Annotated in this window: 18 protein-coding genes; 3 read left to right on the top strand and 15 right to left on the bottom strand. The window is 45.0% G+C overall.

The features are described 5' to 3' along the window. Nucleotides 1-249: 249 nt before the first annotated feature. The 6 genes from BW716_RS24660 to BW716_RS24635 all read right to left on the bottom strand — a co-directional run bounded on the left by BW716_RS24660 (nt 250) and on the right by BW716_RS24635 (nt 8,196). Entirely contained in the window at nt 250-2,715 is a 2,466-nt protein-coding gene (locus BW716_RS24660) for a WG repeat-containing protein (protein ID WP_179091255.1), read from the bottom strand. A gap of 299 nt (nt 2,716-3,014) precedes the next feature. After that, the gene (locus tag BW716_RS24655; RefSeq protein WP_179091254.1) at nt 3,015-4,529 is read right to left on the bottom strand and encodes a family 43 glycosylhydrolase; all 1,515 of its coding nucleotides are present in this window, start codon (nt 4,527-4,529) and stop codon (nt 3,015-3,017) included. 380 nt (nt 4,530-4,909) lie between these two features. Further along, a complete protein-coding gene (locus BW716_RS24650; protein ID WP_143709012.1) occupies nt 4,910-5,839 on the bottom strand; it encodes an ABC transporter permease in 930 nt (309 codons plus the stop codon). A 13-nt stretch (nt 5,840-5,852) separates the two neighbouring features. Beyond that, nucleotides 5,853-6,866: an ABC transporter ATP-binding protein gene (locus BW716_RS24645; RefSeq protein ID WP_083727061.1), complete on the bottom strand. Its 1,014-nt coding sequence runs from the start codon at nt 6,864-6,866 to the stop codon at nt 5,853-5,855. A gap of 6 nt (nt 6,867-6,872) precedes the next feature. Further along, nucleotides 6,873-7,712: an NEW3 domain-containing protein gene (locus BW716_RS24640; RefSeq protein ID WP_083727059.1), complete on the bottom strand. Its 840-nt coding sequence runs from the start codon at nt 7,710-7,712 to the stop codon at nt 6,873-6,875. A 136-nt stretch (nt 7,713-7,848) separates the two neighbouring features. Next, nucleotides 7,849-8,196 carry a helix-turn-helix domain-containing protein gene (locus BW716_RS24635; RefSeq protein ID WP_083727057.1) on the bottom strand — a complete coding sequence of 116 codons (348 nt, stop codon included), beginning with the start codon at nt 8,194-8,196 and terminating at the stop codon, nt 7,849-7,851. A gap of 104 nt (nt 8,197-8,300) precedes the next feature. On the opposite strand from BW716_RS24635, the gene BW716_RS24630 reads away from it, so the two are divergent. Beyond that, the gene (locus tag BW716_RS24630; RefSeq protein ID WP_083727055.1) at nt 8,301-9,305 is read left to right on the top strand and encodes an NAD(P)-dependent alcohol dehydrogenase; all 1,005 of its coding nucleotides are present in this window, start codon (nt 8,301-8,303) and stop codon (nt 9,303-9,305) included. 625 nt (nt 9,306-9,930) lie between these two features. On the opposite strand, the gene BW716_RS24625 is transcribed toward BW716_RS24630, so the two are convergent. The 5 genes from BW716_RS24625 to BW716_RS24605 form a co-directional block, all read right to left on the bottom strand. Further along, nucleotides 9,931-10,908 (bottom strand): hypothetical protein, encoded by a 978-nt coding sequence (locus tag BW716_RS24625; RefSeq protein WP_143709011.1) that lies wholly within the window; start codon nt 10,906-10,908, stop codon nt 9,931-9,933. Between the two features lie 101 nt (nt 10,909-11,009). Next, on the bottom strand, nt 11,010-11,330 hold the full coding sequence (locus BW716_RS24620; protein ID WP_083727051.1) for an antibiotic biosynthesis monooxygenase: 321 nt from the start codon (nt 11,328-11,330) through the stop codon (nt 11,010-11,012). A gap of 151 nt (nt 11,331-11,481) precedes the next feature. Further along, nucleotides 11,482-12,255, bottom strand: coding sequence for an exodeoxyribonuclease III (xth, locus tag BW716_RS24615; RefSeq protein WP_083727049.1), 774 nt, complete (start codon nt 12,253-12,255; stop codon nt 11,482-11,484). Continuing rightward, complete coding sequence (locus tag BW716_RS24610; protein ID WP_083727047.1) at nt 12,252-12,749, bottom strand: FUSC family protein; 498 nt, start codon at nt 12,747-12,749, stop codon at nt 12,252-12,254. Before BW716_RS24610 ends, xth begins: the two co-directional genes overlap by 4 nt. Before the next feature lie 14 nt (nt 12,750-12,763). After that, nucleotides 12,764-13,690, bottom strand: a complete 927-nt coding sequence (locus tag BW716_RS24605; protein ID WP_083727045.1) for an alpha/beta hydrolase — start codon at nt 13,688-13,690, stop codon at nt 12,764-12,766. A 73-nt stretch (nt 13,691-13,763) separates the two neighbouring features. On the opposite strand from BW716_RS24605, the gene BW716_RS38110 reads away from it, so the two are divergent. Beyond that, a complete protein-coding gene (locus tag BW716_RS38110; protein WP_083727043.1) occupies nt 13,764-14,975 on the top strand; it encodes a metallophosphoesterase in 1,212 nt (403 codons plus the stop codon). Here BW716_RS38110 and BW716_RS24595 read toward each other — a convergent pair. From BW716_RS24595 to BW716_RS24585, 3 genes are read right to left on the bottom strand one after another with little or no spacing between them, the layout of a single operon-like run. Beyond that, nucleotides 14,922-16,142, bottom strand: coding sequence for an RNA polymerase sigma factor (locus BW716_RS24595; RefSeq protein WP_083727041.1), 1,221 nt, complete (start codon nt 16,140-16,142; stop codon nt 14,922-14,924). The genes BW716_RS38110 and BW716_RS24595 overlap by 54 nt on opposite strands. Next, nucleotides 16,142-16,492: a YciI family protein gene (locus tag BW716_RS24590; RefSeq protein WP_083727039.1), complete on the bottom strand. Its 351-nt coding sequence runs from the start codon at nt 16,490-16,492 to the stop codon at nt 16,142-16,144. The genes BW716_RS24595 and BW716_RS24590 overlap by 1 nt, the downstream gene beginning before the upstream one ends. 4 nt (nt 16,493-16,496) lie before the next feature. Next, a complete protein-coding gene (locus BW716_RS24585) occupies nt 16,497-16,973 on the bottom strand; it encodes a carboxymuconolactone decarboxylase family protein (protein WP_083727037.1) in 477 nt (158 codons plus the stop codon). A 95-nt stretch (nt 16,974-17,068) separates the two neighbouring features. Here BW716_RS24585 and BW716_RS24580 point away from each other — a divergent pair, with 95 nt between their 5' ends. Continuing rightward, on the top strand, nt 17,069-17,671 hold the full coding sequence (locus tag BW716_RS24580; RefSeq protein WP_083727035.1) for an outer membrane beta-barrel protein: 603 nt from the start codon (nt 17,069-17,071) through the stop codon (nt 17,669-17,671). On the opposite strand, the gene BW716_RS24575 is transcribed toward BW716_RS24580, so the two are convergent. Then, a complete protein-coding gene (locus BW716_RS24575) occupies nt 17,668-18,825 on the bottom strand; it encodes an ATP-binding protein (protein WP_083727033.1) in 1,158 nt (385 codons plus the stop codon). The two genes, BW716_RS24580 and BW716_RS24575, sit on opposite strands and share 4 nt — an antisense overlap. Nucleotides 18,826-19,076 lie beyond the last annotated feature (251 nt).

Raw genomic sequence — 19,076 nt, 5'->3', positions numbered from 1 at the left:
TGGCCTAATAGCCCTTGCGCATAACTTGCGCAAAATCCATCTCAAAAGCATCCATATAGCTGCCTAAAAGGCAAAATCGACCACAAAAATGATGTTTACTCCTTTTGAACCGCTCTACAGTTTGTTTGTGCCAAAAAAATATGAAACCAGTCGAAAAAAATTGGGGCTGATCCAAAAAGCCCTTTTTGACTTTTGGGTCAGCCCCTCGGGTCACAGTTGTCATTTAAGCACTTCCCTGGTGCTATTTTTTTATTGTGGCTCTTTATCTTCGCCTGTCACGGGTGGCGCCGGCACGACCGGAGGGTCTATCATAGGTAACTCTCCCCAATCCAATGATCTCAGATCTACATAAGCTGCTACATCCACACCTATCGATTTGCCATGCTCGTTTATATACATCCAGTTATCATCATTACCTTCTCTCGCCATTACCGGAAAACTAAATGATACCCTGCCATCATACCCTGCCAGTTCATTGAGCATGATATTTACATATTGGGTTTTCAATATTTCGTTGCCATTCGTATCCAGGATACCGAATTTATCTCCCTGTTGAACCAGGTAACCTTTGCCATGTTTTTCAGGAGAGATGTTATCGTAGTTCACCGGCAATATAATCCTGCCATTTAACCCTGCCAGACCTCTCCGGCCATCGTTTTTCATCAGCACCAGCGTTTCTGCATCTTCCTCTCCAAAGAAAGCTTCTTCTGTAAATCGCTGCACGATCTCCTGCGGTACATCATAAATAAGCGGTACGATTTCCCGGCCTGTTGAATCTACATAGCCGTATTTGTAAATGCGATTTGCCGTATCCAGACATTCATACACCGCTGCTACCCCTTTGTGGAAATTAGAAATATAATCATACTTAGGCTGGATCACGAAATCTCCTTTCGGATCGATATAACCAAACTTTTTGTTCTTCAGGATATTCGCACGGTGATTTGCAAAATACCCCAGGTATTCAGGGTAACCTCCTTTTGAATAAGCGCCTTCTACCCGCTGCTTTTTCTCTATATCATAGATGAAACTCTTTCCATGCTCCCATACCAGCATCAAATGGCCTTCATATGCTACAAACGCGGTATCCCATGGCAGTTTTGTCAGCTCATGTGTACGCTTGTTAAATAGTTCTACTTTTGATGTATCCTTCGCCTTTAAATAGGAATACACGGTATCAAAAGCAATGATGTCTTTATATTTCACCGGACAAAGCAGCTTGCCTGAAATATCATACAATCCATGTAACCCGTTTTTGGTCACCTGCAGGATTGTGCTGTCTGTATAGTTGGCAATGTAATCGTACACGAGCGGGATGATCACTTTCTGTTGTTTGATATCAAACACACCCATTTTATCTTTCAGGTTCACTTTTACCAGCAGGTCATTCCCTGTTGTGAAATGAAGATCTGTGTAATCGTAGATAGGTGGTACGATAGTTTTACCTTCTTTGTCGATATATCCATATTTGTCACCTATCCCGATTGTGAGGTAATGTGCATCACCATAATAACTGAGGGTGGTGTACTTAGGAGGTATCAGTTTGCCGCTGGCGGGGTTATAAAAGCCCATTAACTTACCCTGCACAATCCCAAGCAACTTAGTTCCATCTTCCAGGGTCATTGTATTAAAATGGCTGTATTGGGTTAAGATCTGTTTCCCGGTTTTGTCAAATGCAATGCCTTTCCCGTTTTTTTCTCCTAAAAATACAGCTCCATTACATTGAGGTTCCACCCAATAATCATACGCCAGTGGAATAATGATCTTACCGGTACTATCTGCCACTCCATATTTTTCATTACGGACGATGCCCACTACCCCGCTGCTGTCACCGAAATTGTTAATGTCGTCATATACATGGTCAAGGATCAATTTGCCCTGTGCATTCACCAACCCCCATTTGCCATTTCTACGCTGTCCGGTGTAGGTGCCCAGCTCTGTATCCAGACTTGACTGATCTTCTGTTGGCAGACATTCGCAGGTATCTACCTCTGCTTTCTTTGTTTTGAGATTGATGCTGTACTTCCGGGAATCCTTATAGAGGGATTCTATCCATTCATCACTCCGCATATTGATATGCTCGTGATCATATTCAAAGGGCACTAATATCTCGTTTTTGAAACTCACCACCCCCCATTTGCCATCTTTTTGGGCAAATACGTAATTGCCTTTGGTGTTGCAACCATAACAGTAATCTATGTCCTCGTAAGTATAAGGGACGGTCAATTGATCCTTTTCCTTATAGTATACGCCCCATTTCCCGTTTTCCTTTACGGCAAACCAGGCGCTGTCCAGTTGATTACTGTCTTCAAAACGGAAGGGGAGTATAAAGCCTTTAGCGGTATACAGACTTACTTTATTATCTTTTTTTACAGTCCATTGTTCAGCGGATTGCGTGTCAATGGTATCATATTCGGGAGGCAATATCCATTTGCCCAACACTGTCATCACCCCCTGTTTACCTTTTAAGCCTACCTGCAGAATGTCTTGTGGCAGGTATACGGTGTCGATGTCTACCCAACCATCTGAGAGACTTCTATCATTATAAATGGTGTCAAAAGCTATTTTGCCAGTGCTGTCGATATAAATAGATTGTCCATGGTCTATTACTCTGGCAAACCCCTGCACAAAGAGGGAGCCGCCTTCGTATTTTTGCTGTGCCCTAATGCTTCCGGTAAGGAGTAACAAACAGCTGGCTAGTAATCGGTATTTCATATAAAGAATTTGTAGGCACAAATGTCCGGGAGCAAGGGTATCTTTCCAAATAACCATGGTCACAGGAGGACTACAAGCGCGACTACAAAACGACTACAGGATTTATAAGTAACTACTATTCAATTAAAAAGACATTAGTTATTATGGGACGATCTTTTTTACAAAAAGGAAGGGGCGTCTCAAAACTTCGAGACGCCCCCTTTTTATTTGGGTACACCTGAAGGAGAGAATTTTCGTACATGTAATTCTCATTGTCTTCCTGGTACTAATGATACATCCCTTTCCCTACATAAATCACTTTATGGTATGATCTGCCACAACTCCGCGTCATACTGATTCTCATACCACTGCTCCAATTTCGTACCCGGGGTCTGGTTACTATACGGTACATTTAGCGCCAGCAAACTCCTTTGATTGATGAGTTTATAATATCCACCACCCATATCCTGTACTCTCCAATGCTGCGCCTCATTCCCATTGTCCGTCCACTGTATCAGAATATTCCCCGCAGCTGTAGACGCACCTGCATTATCCAGGTTCAACCCTGACGCCACACTTGTAATAGTATAATACCCATTGCCCAATGAGGTAAACACCCACTTCTGTGCATTCGTTCCGTTATCCGTATACTCCTGGATCTGTAAACCAGCTGTAGAAGCGGCATTCGGTACATCCACACACTGTGAAGTCACTTTTGATTTGATCCGGTAAGTGCCATTCGCAATGGGCATTGCATAACCTGGTCCGATTGAAGGCGCAGGTACCGGTATCCCTTTTTCTATCGGATACCCAAAGAAAGGCACGTCTCCTATCCAGCTAAACTGCTGCGCCATCACTCTTCTATCCCATCCACTGCCATCACTGTTTGCCGCATGGTACACGATCCAGTTCTGGATATTATCCGGTGACTTCACAAAAGAAGCATGACCCGGACCATACACATTCCCGAACTTAGAAAATACAGCCGTTGAATTTTTTGTCCAGGAAGCTTTGGACAACAGGTTCCCGTTTGTACAGGTGATCCGTCCCAAACAATAATCATTCGTCCAGCTGCCACTCGCAGAATAAATAATGTTCACCGTGCTGCCGCTGACCAGGGAAGTAGGCCCTTCATTCACCGTAGGTGTGCCTACCTGCTCCCATGAATAATCTGGTCGGGATATTTCCACCCTCTCCCCATCGATGGTATAAGGGTTACTCATCTTCGCGATGTAGAGGTACTGGGATACGTTCGTCGTACCTTCCCATCCTGACCATACAAAATACAACTGACTGTTGTATACAAACGGATGGCCGTCTATTGCCCAACGATCAGTAGTGGCATTCAGCTTCGTCTTGTAGCTGTAGGTGCCGTTCAATGGATTGCTGGCATCCGTACCACCTTCCAGTACATACATACGGTGGTTGGCATTCGTACCATCATCTGCAGCAAAGTATACATACCATTTGCCATTCAGGTAATGCAGCTCAGGCGCCCAGAGCTCCCCGCTATATCCCGTGCCGGATGGTGGTGTGAAAATGTAAGTCTTTGTCTGCTGTAAAAGGTTTTCGAGTGTAGCCGACTTTGTAATCCATAAACGCCCGCCGTCGGAACCACAATAATAAAAATACCCGCCGATGTTAATCACCCATGGATCGTAGTAACTACCGTTGTCGAGTGATGGTAAAGGATTTGTAAAGATGACCGAAGTACTGGCGGCGGTGACAGCTTTAAACGTGGAGGAACCTGATAGTCTTTGCTCAGATTCTGGCTTTGTACAGCCGTGCAGGAGTGTGAGCACGGATAGGCCAAGTAGCAGAAGGGTTCTTTTCATGCCGGTTAATTTTGAGAGATAAATGAATATTAGGTATTCAAATGAAATATACAATAAAAAAGTCATGAAAGAGGGAATTCACCAACGGGGGATGAAAAGCATTTTCAGAGAAAAGGGGCCGCCTCAAAACTTCGAGACGGCCCCTTTTTTTCGGGCACCAGATTGAGAGAATTCTCATACATGCCATTCTCATGGCCTCCCTGTTACTTATGATACATTCTCTTTTTTTTATTATAACAGTTTGGAAATCAGTAGTAGGTTATAGAACAGTCGAAGAAGCATCGAAGAAGCATCGAACAACGGTCGAACAACAATCGAACAACGGTCGAAGAACAGTCGAAGGAAGCTTATAGAAGGTTGATGCAAAACAATGACAACCATTAAGTTCTGATTTCTCTTCTCATAAACAACCAGTAAGACACGGCAAAGCAAGCCACGGTAGCCGCTATCAACCCACTTACCTGCGGCCATGTGATCAACAGACTCTCTCTCAATGGCAAGGGTGATGGCACCGCCATCGCCATCTGCTCCATCGACAAAGGTCCCATACTCCTTACCACCGGCATTAACAACGTTGTCGTTCCATCTGCATACATCTGACCTGGTACCACAAGCAGGAAGTTGTGCCTGATCTGGTTGTAGATCACCATTTGCTCCGGACTCAGACTATTCGGATCAGGCAAAATGCCTTTTAGGATAATCTGCACCAGGATAGGATAAAACACCGTAAAGAACAACCAGATGGCAATCGCTGTCAATGCCGAAGTAGCCGATTGCCTAAACTTTACTGATAATAGAATGGAGAGGTTCAGCCAGAACGCCACATAAATTACACTCAATACTACAAAGCAAAGTATGCGCACAAACTCAGCGCCTTCTATGTGTACGCCGGTGATCAGCATGCCCCCGCCTACCATCAGCATGTTCAGCGAAAAGAACAGGATACTCACTACGATCAGTGAAGCGGTGAATTTTGCATTCAACAACGAATCTCTGTATACAGGTTGCGCCATCAACCGGATCAGCGTACCATTGCTCTGCTCAGCATTGATCGCATCAAAGCCTAATGCAATGCCCAGCAAAGGGCCTAAGAAACCGATGAATACATGAAACGGTGGTAATGACCGGTCTGTTGTAGTCAGTAATTTCAGGTAAAAATACACGGTATCATGCTCCCGTACATTCTCCATCGCCGCCCTGATATTGGACAACGAAACATACATCGATCCTATCCAGGTGAGCAGGATCAACAGGGCCATAATGATGAACCGCCAGCTATGCACCTGGTCAGCCACCTCCTTTTTTACCATGACCCAAAAAGGACTAACGCTTTTTGAACCTGCCAAGGAATGACCTTTGGAATAAGCCAGTAGACTTTTCATTTTGTACCTCGTTTTCCTTTAAATTATTTTCAAAATAACGTTGATAAATCTCATCCAGACCATACGTCCGTTTTTGCACGCCGGTTACATCATACCCTTTATGTACAAAGTATCGTACAATGTCGGGGGTAATGTCTGCCTGCCCGGAAATCTCCACAGCGGCATTCACGATGTTTACTTTTGTTACACCCGGCAATTGCAGCAGGTCCTGTTCCGAAACTCCTGCTGCGGTTTGCAGCGTAACCTGTACTACATGCGGATCTGCTTTGAACAGGTTAGCGGCCAGTGTTTCCACACTTCCGTCGGCTAACAGGTGTCCGCCTACGAAAATGCCTACTCTGCTGCATACCTGTTGTACCTGGTGCAGGTGATGAGAAGATAAGAGGATGGTGATGCCCTGCTCCTGGTTCAGCCTTCTGATCAGTTCCAGAAAATCTTTTACACCTGCGGGATCAATTCCCAAAGTAGGTTCATCGAGAATGATCACTTCCGGGCGTTTGATCAATACATCTGCCAGTCCCAGTCGCTGTTTCATACCACGGGAAAAGGTGCCGGCTTTCTTGTGAATAGCGGCTTCCAGGCCTACGGAAATGAGCATTTCCCGGGCAGCAGTTTCCACTTCATCTTCTGGAATGCCATTCAACCGGCCGATGTATTTCAGGTTTTCCAGAGCAGAGAGTTCGTTGTAAAACCCAACGTTGTCCGGCATGTAACCCACCTTTCGCTTTACGGGAATTGGATTGCGGGAAGCATTCAATCCGCAGATATGTGCGGTACCAGCTGTAGGCTCTGTGAGCCCCAGCAGCATTAATATAGTGGTAGATTTTCCGGCGCCATTAGGTCCCAGCAGTCCGAAGATCTCTCCCTGCTGAATGGTGAGGTTGAGATTATCAACGGCTTTCAAAGACCCATAGGTTTTGGATAACCCATGTATCTCTATGATTGGTTGTTCCATAATGTACTATCGCCTGCCATATTTACGGATAAGGAAATAAACAGCGCCCAGGGCGATCAGGATAATGACCAGACCCAGCCAGCCTGTCAATACAGAAGTTTTGACGGTGATACGAAAATCTGCTTTCGCATTGGCATTGTTATTCCTTACGGTAACGTTGGTCATGTAGTCGCCGGCCAGTGTTTTGTCTGGCACCTGCAGGGTCGCTACGATAGTAGTGTCGGCACCGGCTTCCAGGTGGAGGATCTTAGCAGGCGCAAAGGTGAGTTGCCATTGAGACGGATTCTGTGCAGAGAGATCCAGGTTGTCCAGTGCGATGGTGCCTGTGTTTTTAATGACCAGTTGCAGTTCTTTCGTACTGCCTTCCGTTACATCTTCACTCAGTTTGCCGCTGGGGGTGGTCAGGGTAACGCCATAGGTACCTTTGATCACCGCTTCCAGGTTTAGTTTCAGGGAATCTGAGCCGACCAGTGCGGTTATAGGGATTTCGTACTTACCTGGTTTGGTATCCAGTGTAGGAACGATTTCGATGGAAACATCTGCGGTTCTGTTAGAATCAATGTTTACAGAAGTCACCGACATTCCTTCCACCTTAAAATTCGCGTTCCATCCGGGAGGCAATCCTGCGAAGAGCTGGAATACCCTGGATACGGGCGCAACGTTTTTTAGTTTGGTATTGTAGTTAAACGTGGTGTTGGCCGCGGCCTCGATGTTCATCAATCTGGCAGTGAACGGTGGAGAAGATTTGTTGACTGCTTGTGCCCAGACCTGGTTGCTGAATAATAATACGAATAAATACAGACTGCGCGTCATCCGGCGCTGATGCTTTGTTGTAGTAGCTGACATTGCCAATTCGAGATTAATAAATAATAAATTATATACTGGTTGAAATAATTGTTATTTACTTACCTATTAAAATGAAACGGCTGCCAATTTAGTAAACTCACAACATTTAAATGTAAAAATTTTGTGAAAATTTGAATCAGGCAGTCCGCTTATTTTCCAGGTGCGGCTGATACTTTCTACCCCATTGCTCCATCATCAATACGACGGGTAACAGCTCCTTTCCAAAGTCGGTCAGGTAGTATTCCGTACGCAGCGGCACTTCGGCATACACGTTTTTAGCGACAATTTCATGGTCTTCCAGCTCTTTCAGCTGCTGACTGATCACCCGTTTGCTGGCGCCATTGATCATTTTGAGCAGTTCACTGGGGCGTTTTGGACCCTGCTGCAGGTAACAGATGATAAACGGCTTCCATTTTCCGCCCATTACTTCCATCGTCACTTCCAGCGAACAATTATATAAACGGGGGATTTTCCTTGTATACATGTTTCAGACCTTAAAAGGTGATTAAATTATCACCTGGTGATTAAATTCCCGGTACTTGACTTTCGTTCCGTACGGTTTCAACTTTGCAATACAAAAATAAGGATATGCAAAACAGAATCGTACAGTTAGACAAAACAGGAATTGAAGCACTCAAGGTAGGCACTACAAGCATCCCCCAACCGGCTGCACATGAAGTGGTGGTGAATATAAAAGCAGTATCGCTGAATTTTCTGGACCTCATGATCGTGAAGGGTGACTTCCCGACCGGACTTCCTTTCCCATATACACCTGGTTGCGATGGCGCGGGAATAGTAACAGCAGTGGGCGAAAAGGTGAGTGAATGGGAGGTGGGTGACAGGGTAGCGCTGACCTATGTACAGAATTTTCTTTCAGGGGATGGGATTCCATTAAAAGATGCGGTACGTATTGGCTGGCAGACACAGGGTTTGATGGCGGATTATGTAACGGTGCCTGATTATGGCCTGGTAAAACTCCCCGATTCCCTCTCCTTTGAGGAGGCGGCGACCATGCCGGTAGCAGGGGTGACAGCATGGGAAGGGCTGATCAATATTGCCAAAATACAATTGGGCCAAACGGTGTTGGTACAGGGCACTGGTGGGGTATCGATGTTTGCCTTGCAGATAGCCCGTCAGGCAGGGGCCAGGGTCATAGCAACGACCAGTTCTGATGCGAAGGCTGTTCGGTTAAAAGAATTAGGTGCGGATGCCGTGATCAATTACAACACCCATCCGCAGTGGCAGGAGGAGGTGTTAAGACTTACAGGAGGACTCGGGGCAGATGTGACCCTGGATGTAGGCGGTAAGGATACGATTCGTCAATCATTGCAGGCAGTGAAGGTGAATGGACTGGTATGTACTGCCGGTGGTCTGACAGGGTCTACGATTACGCTGGATGTGTATGGAGATCTGAACCTGAATTTTAAGCGGATTGCAGGATTTGCGGTAGGTAGCAGGGAGAGTTTTAAGGGGTTGTTGAAAGCGGGGATCAGGCCAGTGATTGATAAGGTGTTTGCTGTTGAGGAGGTGGAAAGGGCTTTCAGGGAATTGGAAAGCGGTGGACATTTTGGTAAACTGGTGGTGAGTTTCTGAATGAAGGCTTTCTGAAAAGAGGTTTTCTGAAAAGAGATTTTCAAAAAAGTGCTTTCTGAATAAAGACTTTCTAAAAGGGCTTAAAAAAAGATGGAGGAAGCTTTCGCTCCCTCCTCTTTAGCATTCCCCCAAACAGTCAGCATTAATTATGTAAGGCTTTAGCTTCGTCGTTTGTCATCTGAGGAACAATCCCCGGGGTTCTAAAGAACCCCGGTGTGTTCCAATTGGAAAAAGGTTTGATTATTTCTCATTCTCTGTATAGTATAGTGCGAAATGGATGCCAATGGGTAAAAAACATCACAACTAATTGATTTTCAATAAATTTTATTCTGGCATAGGTAGCATTCTTTCCATAATCTGGAAATTTGTCTCTTCTGTAGAGGAAACAATATAGCATTGAAGAGTATTTTCTGTGATTTAATAAACTAAATACAAAGGCCGATTGCTACGCAATCGGCCTTTGTATTTAGGCACAGGCTTTTTAAATGGCCTGTAGCAGCAGGCCATTTAAAAAGCCTGTAGTTTATTTAAAGCCGTGTAGACAGCTTACAGACCGTGTGTAGACAACTTAAAGGCCTGTTGACAGCTTAAAACCGTGTTGCCAGTTTAAAACCGTGTTGCCAGCTTAAAGGCCTGTTGATAAAGCCCCTTTTATCTGCGCCAAAAACTCTTTTACTGATCTTGCTGTACCGGATGATGGGTCCACCACCGCACAATTATTCTTTACAAAATTCTTTACATCCGCCATCTGCCAGATACTTGCACCACTCATCTCAGGATAGTCTTTTTTAAACCTGGTCATCTCTCCTTTTATCTCCTCCACCGTCTTACTATTATGCGATGTGCCACAAGTACTAAACGCTCCCCTGCACATAAATATCGGATACACCGGCTGTACTGGCTTCATTGCATTCTTCCACAAGCCGGGATTTGCATTCCTTCCTCCATCATAACATTGCAAATAAATCGCGTCCACTACCTTCGGATCTGTATTCTTCAACACAGTACTCCAAAACTCATTCACCCTAAACGGACACAACGTCATATGCATTTTTAACCGCGCCGCTATCTTACCCATCTCTATGATAGAATGACTATCATACACGGATTCATCATCTATACAAAATGCATCGGCACCCACCACTTCTTTCAACACTTTACAAATGGTAAACAATGTACTGTTATCACCCACTCCTGTCACCACACCCGGTACCTGTTTAGTTGAATCTACCCAATCTCTCATAAAATCAAACGTATTCGGTGGCTGATCGTACCATCTTCCTTCCAGCAGGATCTCAATCCTCGCCCCCTTCTTTAACGCTGCGACTCTTCTCAGGTAAGCCGTATCCCCTACCCACTTTCCATCGTGGATCACGGGATGCTGATTATCATCCCCGGAATACAGATCTCCATCTCCATGAATATAAAAGCTGGATAACAACACGGTATTAAAACCCGCCTCCTGCAATAATGTATAGGTAGAATCATCCCCCGGATACATCCCCCTTCCGAAAATACTTAGATTTTTTGCAGGCAAAGGCACCTGCGCAGCACAAAATAACGAACTTACCGTTAAATAAGAAAGCAGCAATAAGACCCTCATAGTATAGTAAATATTTATAAAGTCAAATGTCGGTACTTAATTCAAGCCTTTCAGACCACTCATACTGCTATACGACTAGCCATCAACGTTCATAAAATATATTATTCTTTATCAAAACCATAATCTCTTTCTACCAGGCAAATCCTCGTCTTATACTGCTCATACCATTTCTCCCGCCCCAGCTGCTGCGCAATCAGGTGATCCGCCTGTTGCTTCCAGTTACGGATCGCTTCCAGGCTCTCCCAATAAGAAACGGTAATGCCCACTCCATCGCGTGCAGACTCCACGCCCAAATATCCTGGCTGTGCCTGCGCCAGTTCTACCATCAGGGTAGCGGTGTCTTTGTAACCTTCTTCTACCTCCGTTCTGAGTGATGTAAATATAACTGCGTAGTAGGGTGGTGTGGGTGTACGGGCTATCATGTATAATTTAAATTATTCTTCCGGTAAGGTATTCAAATATCTTCGGCTAACTATATATCACTAAAAGTCCAGTCTCCGCCTCACTTCCCCCTCATTCAATCTGGTAGTCAGGGTATAACGATCGTACGGTAATAAGGATTTAATATTCATATTAGTCTGTTATTGTAATCCATACCGGACAGTGGTCGCTTGTCTTCTCCCATCCCCTCACTTCCTTATCCACGCCGCCGGCTATCAATCGTTTTTCTACATCCGGACTCACCAAAAAATGATCTATTCTTAAACCCGCATTTCTACCATACGCATTACGGAAATAATCGTAAAAGGTATAGATGGTTTCTTCCGGGTATAATTTCCGTAATGCATCTGTCCACCCCTGCGACTTCAGTAGCTCAAACGCTTCACGGGTTTGTGGCAAAAAGAGCGCATCAGTGACCCAGCTGGCAGGTTTATATACATCTTTCTCCGTAGGGATCACATTGTAATCACCGAGTATAATCACTGGTTTACCACTGTCTCTCAATTCCTGTGCATGTGCATGCAGCCGCTTGAACCATCCTAACTTATAATCATACTTTGGTCCCGGAGCCGGGTTTCCATTTGGCAGATACAAACATGCAATGGTGATACCATTTACAACAGCTTCTATATACCGGCTATGCAGATCTTCAGGATCACCGGGCAACACTCTTCTTACTTCTTCAGGTTTGCCGATGCGAGACAGGATTGCCACCCCATTCCAGCTCTTTTGTCCGTGCCAGATGGCGGTATATCCTGCTTCGAGGATCGCGGCTTCCGGAAACTTTTCCTGTGGCGCTTTCAGTTCCTGCAAGCACACCACATCCGGCGTTGTTTCTGTCAACCAGCGGAGTAATACTGCCAGGTGGCCATTCACCCCATTCACATTATAGGTAGCTATTTTCATTTTCCTATTTTTCGTATCACTTTTTTAGAACGGATAATGACTGTATGAAAGATCCAGGTAATGAGCATCCCGATCACACAACCTGCCAATACCCCGCCTCCCCGCTCCAATGCCACATCCCAGAAGTATTTACCCGGTTCATGCATGGTGATGATCAATACGGCAATTGCCGCCGATCGGGTAGCAGGCTGTAATTTCAGTAATTCACAGGCGATGATGGAAAGGGTGACTCCTATACACATCATCAACAGATTTACCGGGTGGATAAAGAAGATCGTCAATCCAATGGTAGCCCCTACCAGGTTCGCCTTGATACGGGTCTTAGCCAGTGTCATCGCATCTTTCCTGTCTGGCGCCAATACCAGAATAATAGAGATCAGGGCCCAGGCACCGATGGTAGGATAAACGCGGTACAGGTAAAATCCAATCGCCGTGCCTGCTACACATTCCAGGATGTAGAGTAATAAAGTCCGTTGACGCTGCGTAATCTCCATATCGCCAAAGGTAACTAATATGATAAAAACACCAGCATGCCACCCAGGAAATGCACCTGCTGGTCATTGTATAAATAATGCGCCGCATCCCGGAAATACAGCACATGATTAACGCCTATCACGGCCTTTAGTGCATCTATCTGTCCAGGTGAATACAATCCATCATCCATACCATACATGGCAAACACAGGCACTCCCTGTTTCACTATTTTTTCGAGAACAGGCAGGTTATTGATGGTAGAATACTTTTCATGTTTCCAAAACTCATTGCTGGGGGTATCATTGTTCAGGTTTGCATAATGCTGGTACAAGGTGTCCGCATCCAGTTGTTTATAAATCGCCTGTGCAGCAGGCGTTCTGTTCGGTGTAGCAAAGAAACCGTTTCTAGAAGCCTGTTTAAAACATCCTCTCCTGAATTCAATGGAACTACTATCCAGTTTTGCTAATGCGGTCAGGTCTTTTAAACCTGCTGTATTATTATTGGAAGTATATATCTTTTTACAGGAGGCAATGATTGTTTTATATGTCTCCTGCAAATCCACCAGCGCACTCACCAGCACCAATGCCCGCACCTGTGCAGGATATTTTGCCGTATAACCCGTAGCTACGATCCCTCCAAAACTAAACCCGATCAGGGTCGCTCTTTTCACATTGTATTGTTTATACAGGTTATTCAGGTCATCATAAGATTGCTGAAAGGTATACGCCGCCTTCGCATCCACAGAACGACCTTCTCCCCTCCGGTCGTAAGTGATCACATAAAATCCCTGTGCTGCGAGTTTTGCGGCGGTGGTAGATTCAAAATTAATAGCATTACTGCCCGGGCCACCATGCATAAAAATAACAGCGGGGTTGTGCGCATCACCAAATGCATGGGATACAATGGTTTGGGCCTTTGCACCCAATGTACAGTATAACAGTAGTAAAGTTATAAATCTCATTCCTTGTAAAAAGTTGTACTGCAAAATAAGAAATACGCAGAAAGACTACGCTATCCGCAAATAATATTGTGACATGAAAAGAACAATAGTTGTGGGGGATATCCACGGTTGCTACCATGAGCTGTTGACCCTACTGGAAAAAACCGGCCTCCGGGACGAAGATCTCCTGATATCAGTGGGCGACCTCGTAGACCGTGGCAATACATCCAAAGAAGTATGGCAGTACTTTATGGATCGCCCTAATACCATTACACTCATGGGTAACCATGAACGAAAACACCTGCAAGGCATTCATAATTACGCACAGGAAATTGTGAAAATACAGATGGGTGAGCAATACCCTCATTTCCTGGCCTGGGCTATGACACTGCCTTATTATTTTGAAACAGACGATGCGATCATCGTACATGCGGCTATGGAACATGACCTGCCACTGCATGTGCAAAGACAGGATGTACTGAGTGGCACGACTGCCGGTGAGAGATACCTGGAGAAGAAATATGCTGGTCAGGGAGTGACAAAAGATAAGCTGTGCCAGACAACAACAGAGACGGAATGTAAGACGACAACAGATACAGCCGGCCAGACAACAACAGAGACGGAACATAAGACGACAACAGATACAGCCGGCCAGACAACAACAGAGACGGAACATAAGACAACAACAGATACAACCGGCCAGACAGGTCGCCATACCGGCGTTACCACCTCCGCATACTGGACAGATCATTATACCGGTACCAAACCCGTCATCTATGGACACTCTGTCACCGGCCATCTCCCGCGCATCGTCAACAATACCTACGGCATCGATACCGGCGCCTGTCATGGTGGTTACCTCACCGCCATCGAGCTTCCCGGTTTTATCATCCACCAGGTAAAAGTTGAAAAAGATCACTGGAAAGAACAACAGGCACAATGGCAAATACCGGTTCTGGAAAGTAAAGACTGGGATAACATGGAAATAAGTGCTATTCAAAAAGAACTGGATAGATTGGCGTACAAAGAATCGCCTGCTATAAAGGATTATCTGAATAATAAACGCTCTTATTTAACAGACCTCGATGCTTCGCTGCCCACAATCAAAGCGCAACTTGACCTTTTCGCAAGTGCACACAGCGAACGCCTGCATGAATACCCTTTTAAAACCTTCCTGTACAAAAGCAGGTCCGGTAATTTGAGCGTAACAGACCTGAGAAAGTCACTGCACACACCAGCTAAAATAAAACAGCTACAGCATCTGCTTTCTGATAGCCTCCTTGTCAGCCGCAGTGATGGCCAGTGACAAGGCTTTCCGGAAATGCACCATGGCCTGTGTACGATCCAGTGGTGTATATAAATGTCCTAACAAGGCATAATAAAAATGATTATCCTTCAATGGTAACAATGCAGCAGCTTCTATCGCTGTTGCATTGCCCATTACCTTCGCCAATGCGAAGATCCTGTTCAGCGCAGCAATAGGAGAAGGTTCCATCAATACCAGCTGATCGTATAAATGTAATATCTGTTCCCATTTCTCCCTGCTATCTGCCTTGTGCGTATGCCAGTAAGCAATGCCTGCTTCTAAATGATATTTGGTCAATACATTGCCCGTTGCACCCTGGTTCAAATAATACGTTCCTCTCGCAATCAGCTCGTGGTCCCACAAGTTCGTATCCTGATCTTCATATAAGATCATCTCTCCCTGCTGATCCGCTCTTGCTTCGAACCGCGATGCATGAAAACACATCAGTGACAACAATGCATACACCGCAGGCACAGCAGTGGGCGCATGCGAAGCCAGTAAATAAGTGAGCCGCATCGCCTCCAGACAAAGGTCTTTCCGTAAGGTGGTATTCTGCGAGGTAGAATAATACCCTTCGCTGAATAACAGGTATAATGTGGTCAACACCGTATCCAAACGGTGATGCACTGCTTCGGCGGAAGGAGCGGTGATAGCAATATGATCTGCTTTCAGCTTGTCCTTAGCCCTTTGCAGTCTTTTGTAAATGACATCTTTATTGGTGAGAAACGCATCCGCTATCTCCTGTGCGCCAAAGCCACACAACAGGTTCAATGCCAGCGCTACCTGCGATTCCTCTGGAATACCCGGGTTACAAACTGTGAAAATCATTGCCAGCTGACTATCATGAATACTTTGATCTGACAGATCAATATCCATCTCTGTTATATCCTGACTTGCGTTCCTGATCTCCGGACTTATCTTCTTTGCAAATAACGCATCTCTTTTTATATGGTTCAGCGTTTTGCGCCTGGCCACGGTATACAGCCATGCCACAGGGTTTGGGGGAAGCCCCTGCTCACTCCACAATTCCGTGGCAGAGAGGAAAGTATCACTCACAATGTCTTCAGCCGTTTCAATGTGTGCAATACCAAATAGCTGACAGAGTACAGCAATGATCTTCCTGTACTCTGTCCTGAATAAATATGGGAGCAGCTCCTGATCTTCCATCACACTTCTTTGGAGAGCATACGTACTTCCACAAATCCGTTCCAGGGGGCATCTAAAACCGGGCAGTCTTTCCCGATCTCAGTGGCAGCCGCCAGATCTATGGCCTTGATGATCACAAATCCACCAATGGATTCCTTGATATCCGGATATGGTCCGTCTGTAACGATCTTACCCGCTTTGATCACAGCACCTTCGGGTCTGAGGCGGTTGCCATGACTTACCAGGGCGCCTTCGGCATCCAGTTTACCCAGCCATTTCTGCCAGGGCTTGATACTCGCCTGTAATGCTGAGGGAGAAGGTTGTGCTTCTTTAGAATTGTCTTTTCTGAAGATCAATAAGAACTCATTCATAACATTAATTTTTTTCGGCGAACTGGCCGACTTTATAAGTGCCTACCGGCATGGGTGAACCAAATGCGATGTTCAAACGGTTGTAACCATTAATCGCCACAATAGCAATGGCCAGGTCTACCAGTTCTCCTTCTGAAAACTGTGCAGCAGCAGCGTTATATACTTCATCAGATACATTACCTGTGCTCACTTTGGTGAGGGCTTCTGCAAAAGCCAGGGCCGCCCGCTCTCTGTCTGAATAAAAAGGGGCTTCTCTCCATGCATCCATTACATACAGACGATGTTCTTCTTCACCCATAGCACGCAGTTCTTTTGTATGCATATCCAGACAGAAGGCGCAACTGTTAATTTGCGATACCCGAAAATAAATCAATTCTAATAAGGATTTGTCAAGTGGAGATTTTGCCAGATAGGGGGCAAAACCACTTAAAGCTTGCAGGGGATTGTTGGCTCCCTTAAAATAGTTCAGTCTATTTTTCATGATTTTGAGATTTTGCCCTTATAACAAACGGGGGTTTCTGAATTGGACAAAACCAATAGATATTTATTTTATACATTTGTAAATCAATAGATCCTATGAAAAAAAGTCTTCTTATATCCCTTTTCTGCGTAACCGCATTTTTAACCTGCCATTCCCAACATTTTACCAATGGATTGGGGATAAGCATATTACATGACGAAACTAATTATTCTGGCAACAATCCTTACATTGGAATTGCCTATACACCGGGAGTGACATTCCTGGAAACCAGGAAATATGCTTTATCCATTACGGCACCTTTCCGGGTGGGTTATGCGTCTACTTATTTCTCTCAGAATTCAAATGATACAATCGTTATAGACGATTGGCAAAGCGTGATCGTACAACTGCCAGTACTATTCAACTTTGCCTATGGTGCGGGTTCATCCCAGAAGGCACCTGCCCGGTTCGGTTTTTTTGTGGGTGCAGGCTATGGTGTACAGCTGCGTTATTATCATGAAGTTTACCAGTTCAACGAAACCAAAAGTATTGGTACCAGTTCACCCTTCTCTACCGGCGCCACGTTCAGTGCAGGTATCAGATTGGCTGTAGGCAGGACATACAGAAGGAAAAACATAGAACTAGGTGCAGGTTATCTGTTGGGTATAACGGGTGAAGATCATAACATCATCAGCTACCACGTCCTATTTAATTTCTAATTCTCCAAAGGTAATAATAGCGTGAAGGTCGTTCCTACTCCCGGTGTGGAATCTATCTGGATGTCACCACCGTGATTGCGGACGATCTTCCTGCAATAAGCCAGTCCTACGCCGGATTGCATATGTGAAAAGATGTCGAAGACCTTTTCCATGTCCTGTTTTTCAATCCCCGTTCCATTATCTGCCACCCTGATAGCTATATAGCGTTTTTTCAGTACTACTTCCTCTCCGCTGATGTCAATTTGCAAAGGCCGCTCACGGGCAACAAACTTCACTGCGTTGTGGATCAGGTGGTAAAATAGCTGTTCAATCTGGGAATTAATCCCTGAAATTACAGGGAGCGGCCCGATTGTCACAGCCCCCTGAACGGATAGTTGTATACAAACATCACGCACCACCTTATCCAGATCCACGGATTCATACAGGATCTTGCTATCATTCAAACCGGAATATTCTGACAGGTCACGGATCATCATGGATACCCGCTGTGCATTGTTATTAATCCGCACAGCATATTCCTTTGCTTTATCTACCATATTCTTATCCACCGCATCAATCAGGATATCACTGAATAAACGGAGCTTGCGCAAAGGTTCCTGCAAATTATGATGGGAAATAAACTGGTATTGTTTGTTCTCTTCGATACTTTCCTTGAGTTGTTTGCTCATTTCAAGTATGGTTTCCTGGCTTTGCAAATGAAATGCCAGCAGCTCAGCATAGAGCTGGAACATATTGACTATTTTAGGTTCTATTAATTTTGCCGGGCGGGGATCGATGGCACAGAGGGTACCGAAAAACTCACCATTTTTCAGGATGATAGGTACTGAGATATAACTCTGTATGCCATACATTCTAGGGGTATGGTGATTGCGATACAAGGGATCTTCTGCTACATGGTCTATTACCACCGCCTTTCCGCTATCCCTGATTTCGTCACAGATGGTAGTGCCCACTTCCAGTTCACCACCGGGTACCAGACCGAAATTAATTTCATCTCTTACCCCACAGGCAATCCACCTATCCTTTGTAACACGGGCAATTGCAGAAAACCCCATACCGGTTGTACGGCAAATCACTTCCAACAGGGATGGTACGATAGCAATCTGTTGTACTTTCTCAATGTCTCTTGCAAAACTTTCAATTCTTTCAGGCATTCAACTAAGTTAAGTCGCTTATTATTACCAAACAATATGCCTGATGCAATGTTCAGTTTGGATGTATCACATTTTATGATTCATTAGTAGAAACTGGAATATCTGGCACAAGCTCTGCCAGTAAGGGTATAGCGGGTTCCGGAATGCGCAGAAATGAATGCCTGTCATAAAGATTTGTCCTATTGACCAGGTTTTTAGAATGGGTTATTCCCGGCGATCATGGAGTCTGGATTGCACCTTTGCGGTCATGG

This window comes from [Flexibacter] sp. ATCC 35208 (assembly GCF_001975825.1).
GTDB lineage: Bacteria > Bacteroidota > Bacteroidia > Chitinophagales > Chitinophagaceae > Chitinophaga.
This window is presented reverse-complemented; position numbering and strand designations above follow the sequence as displayed.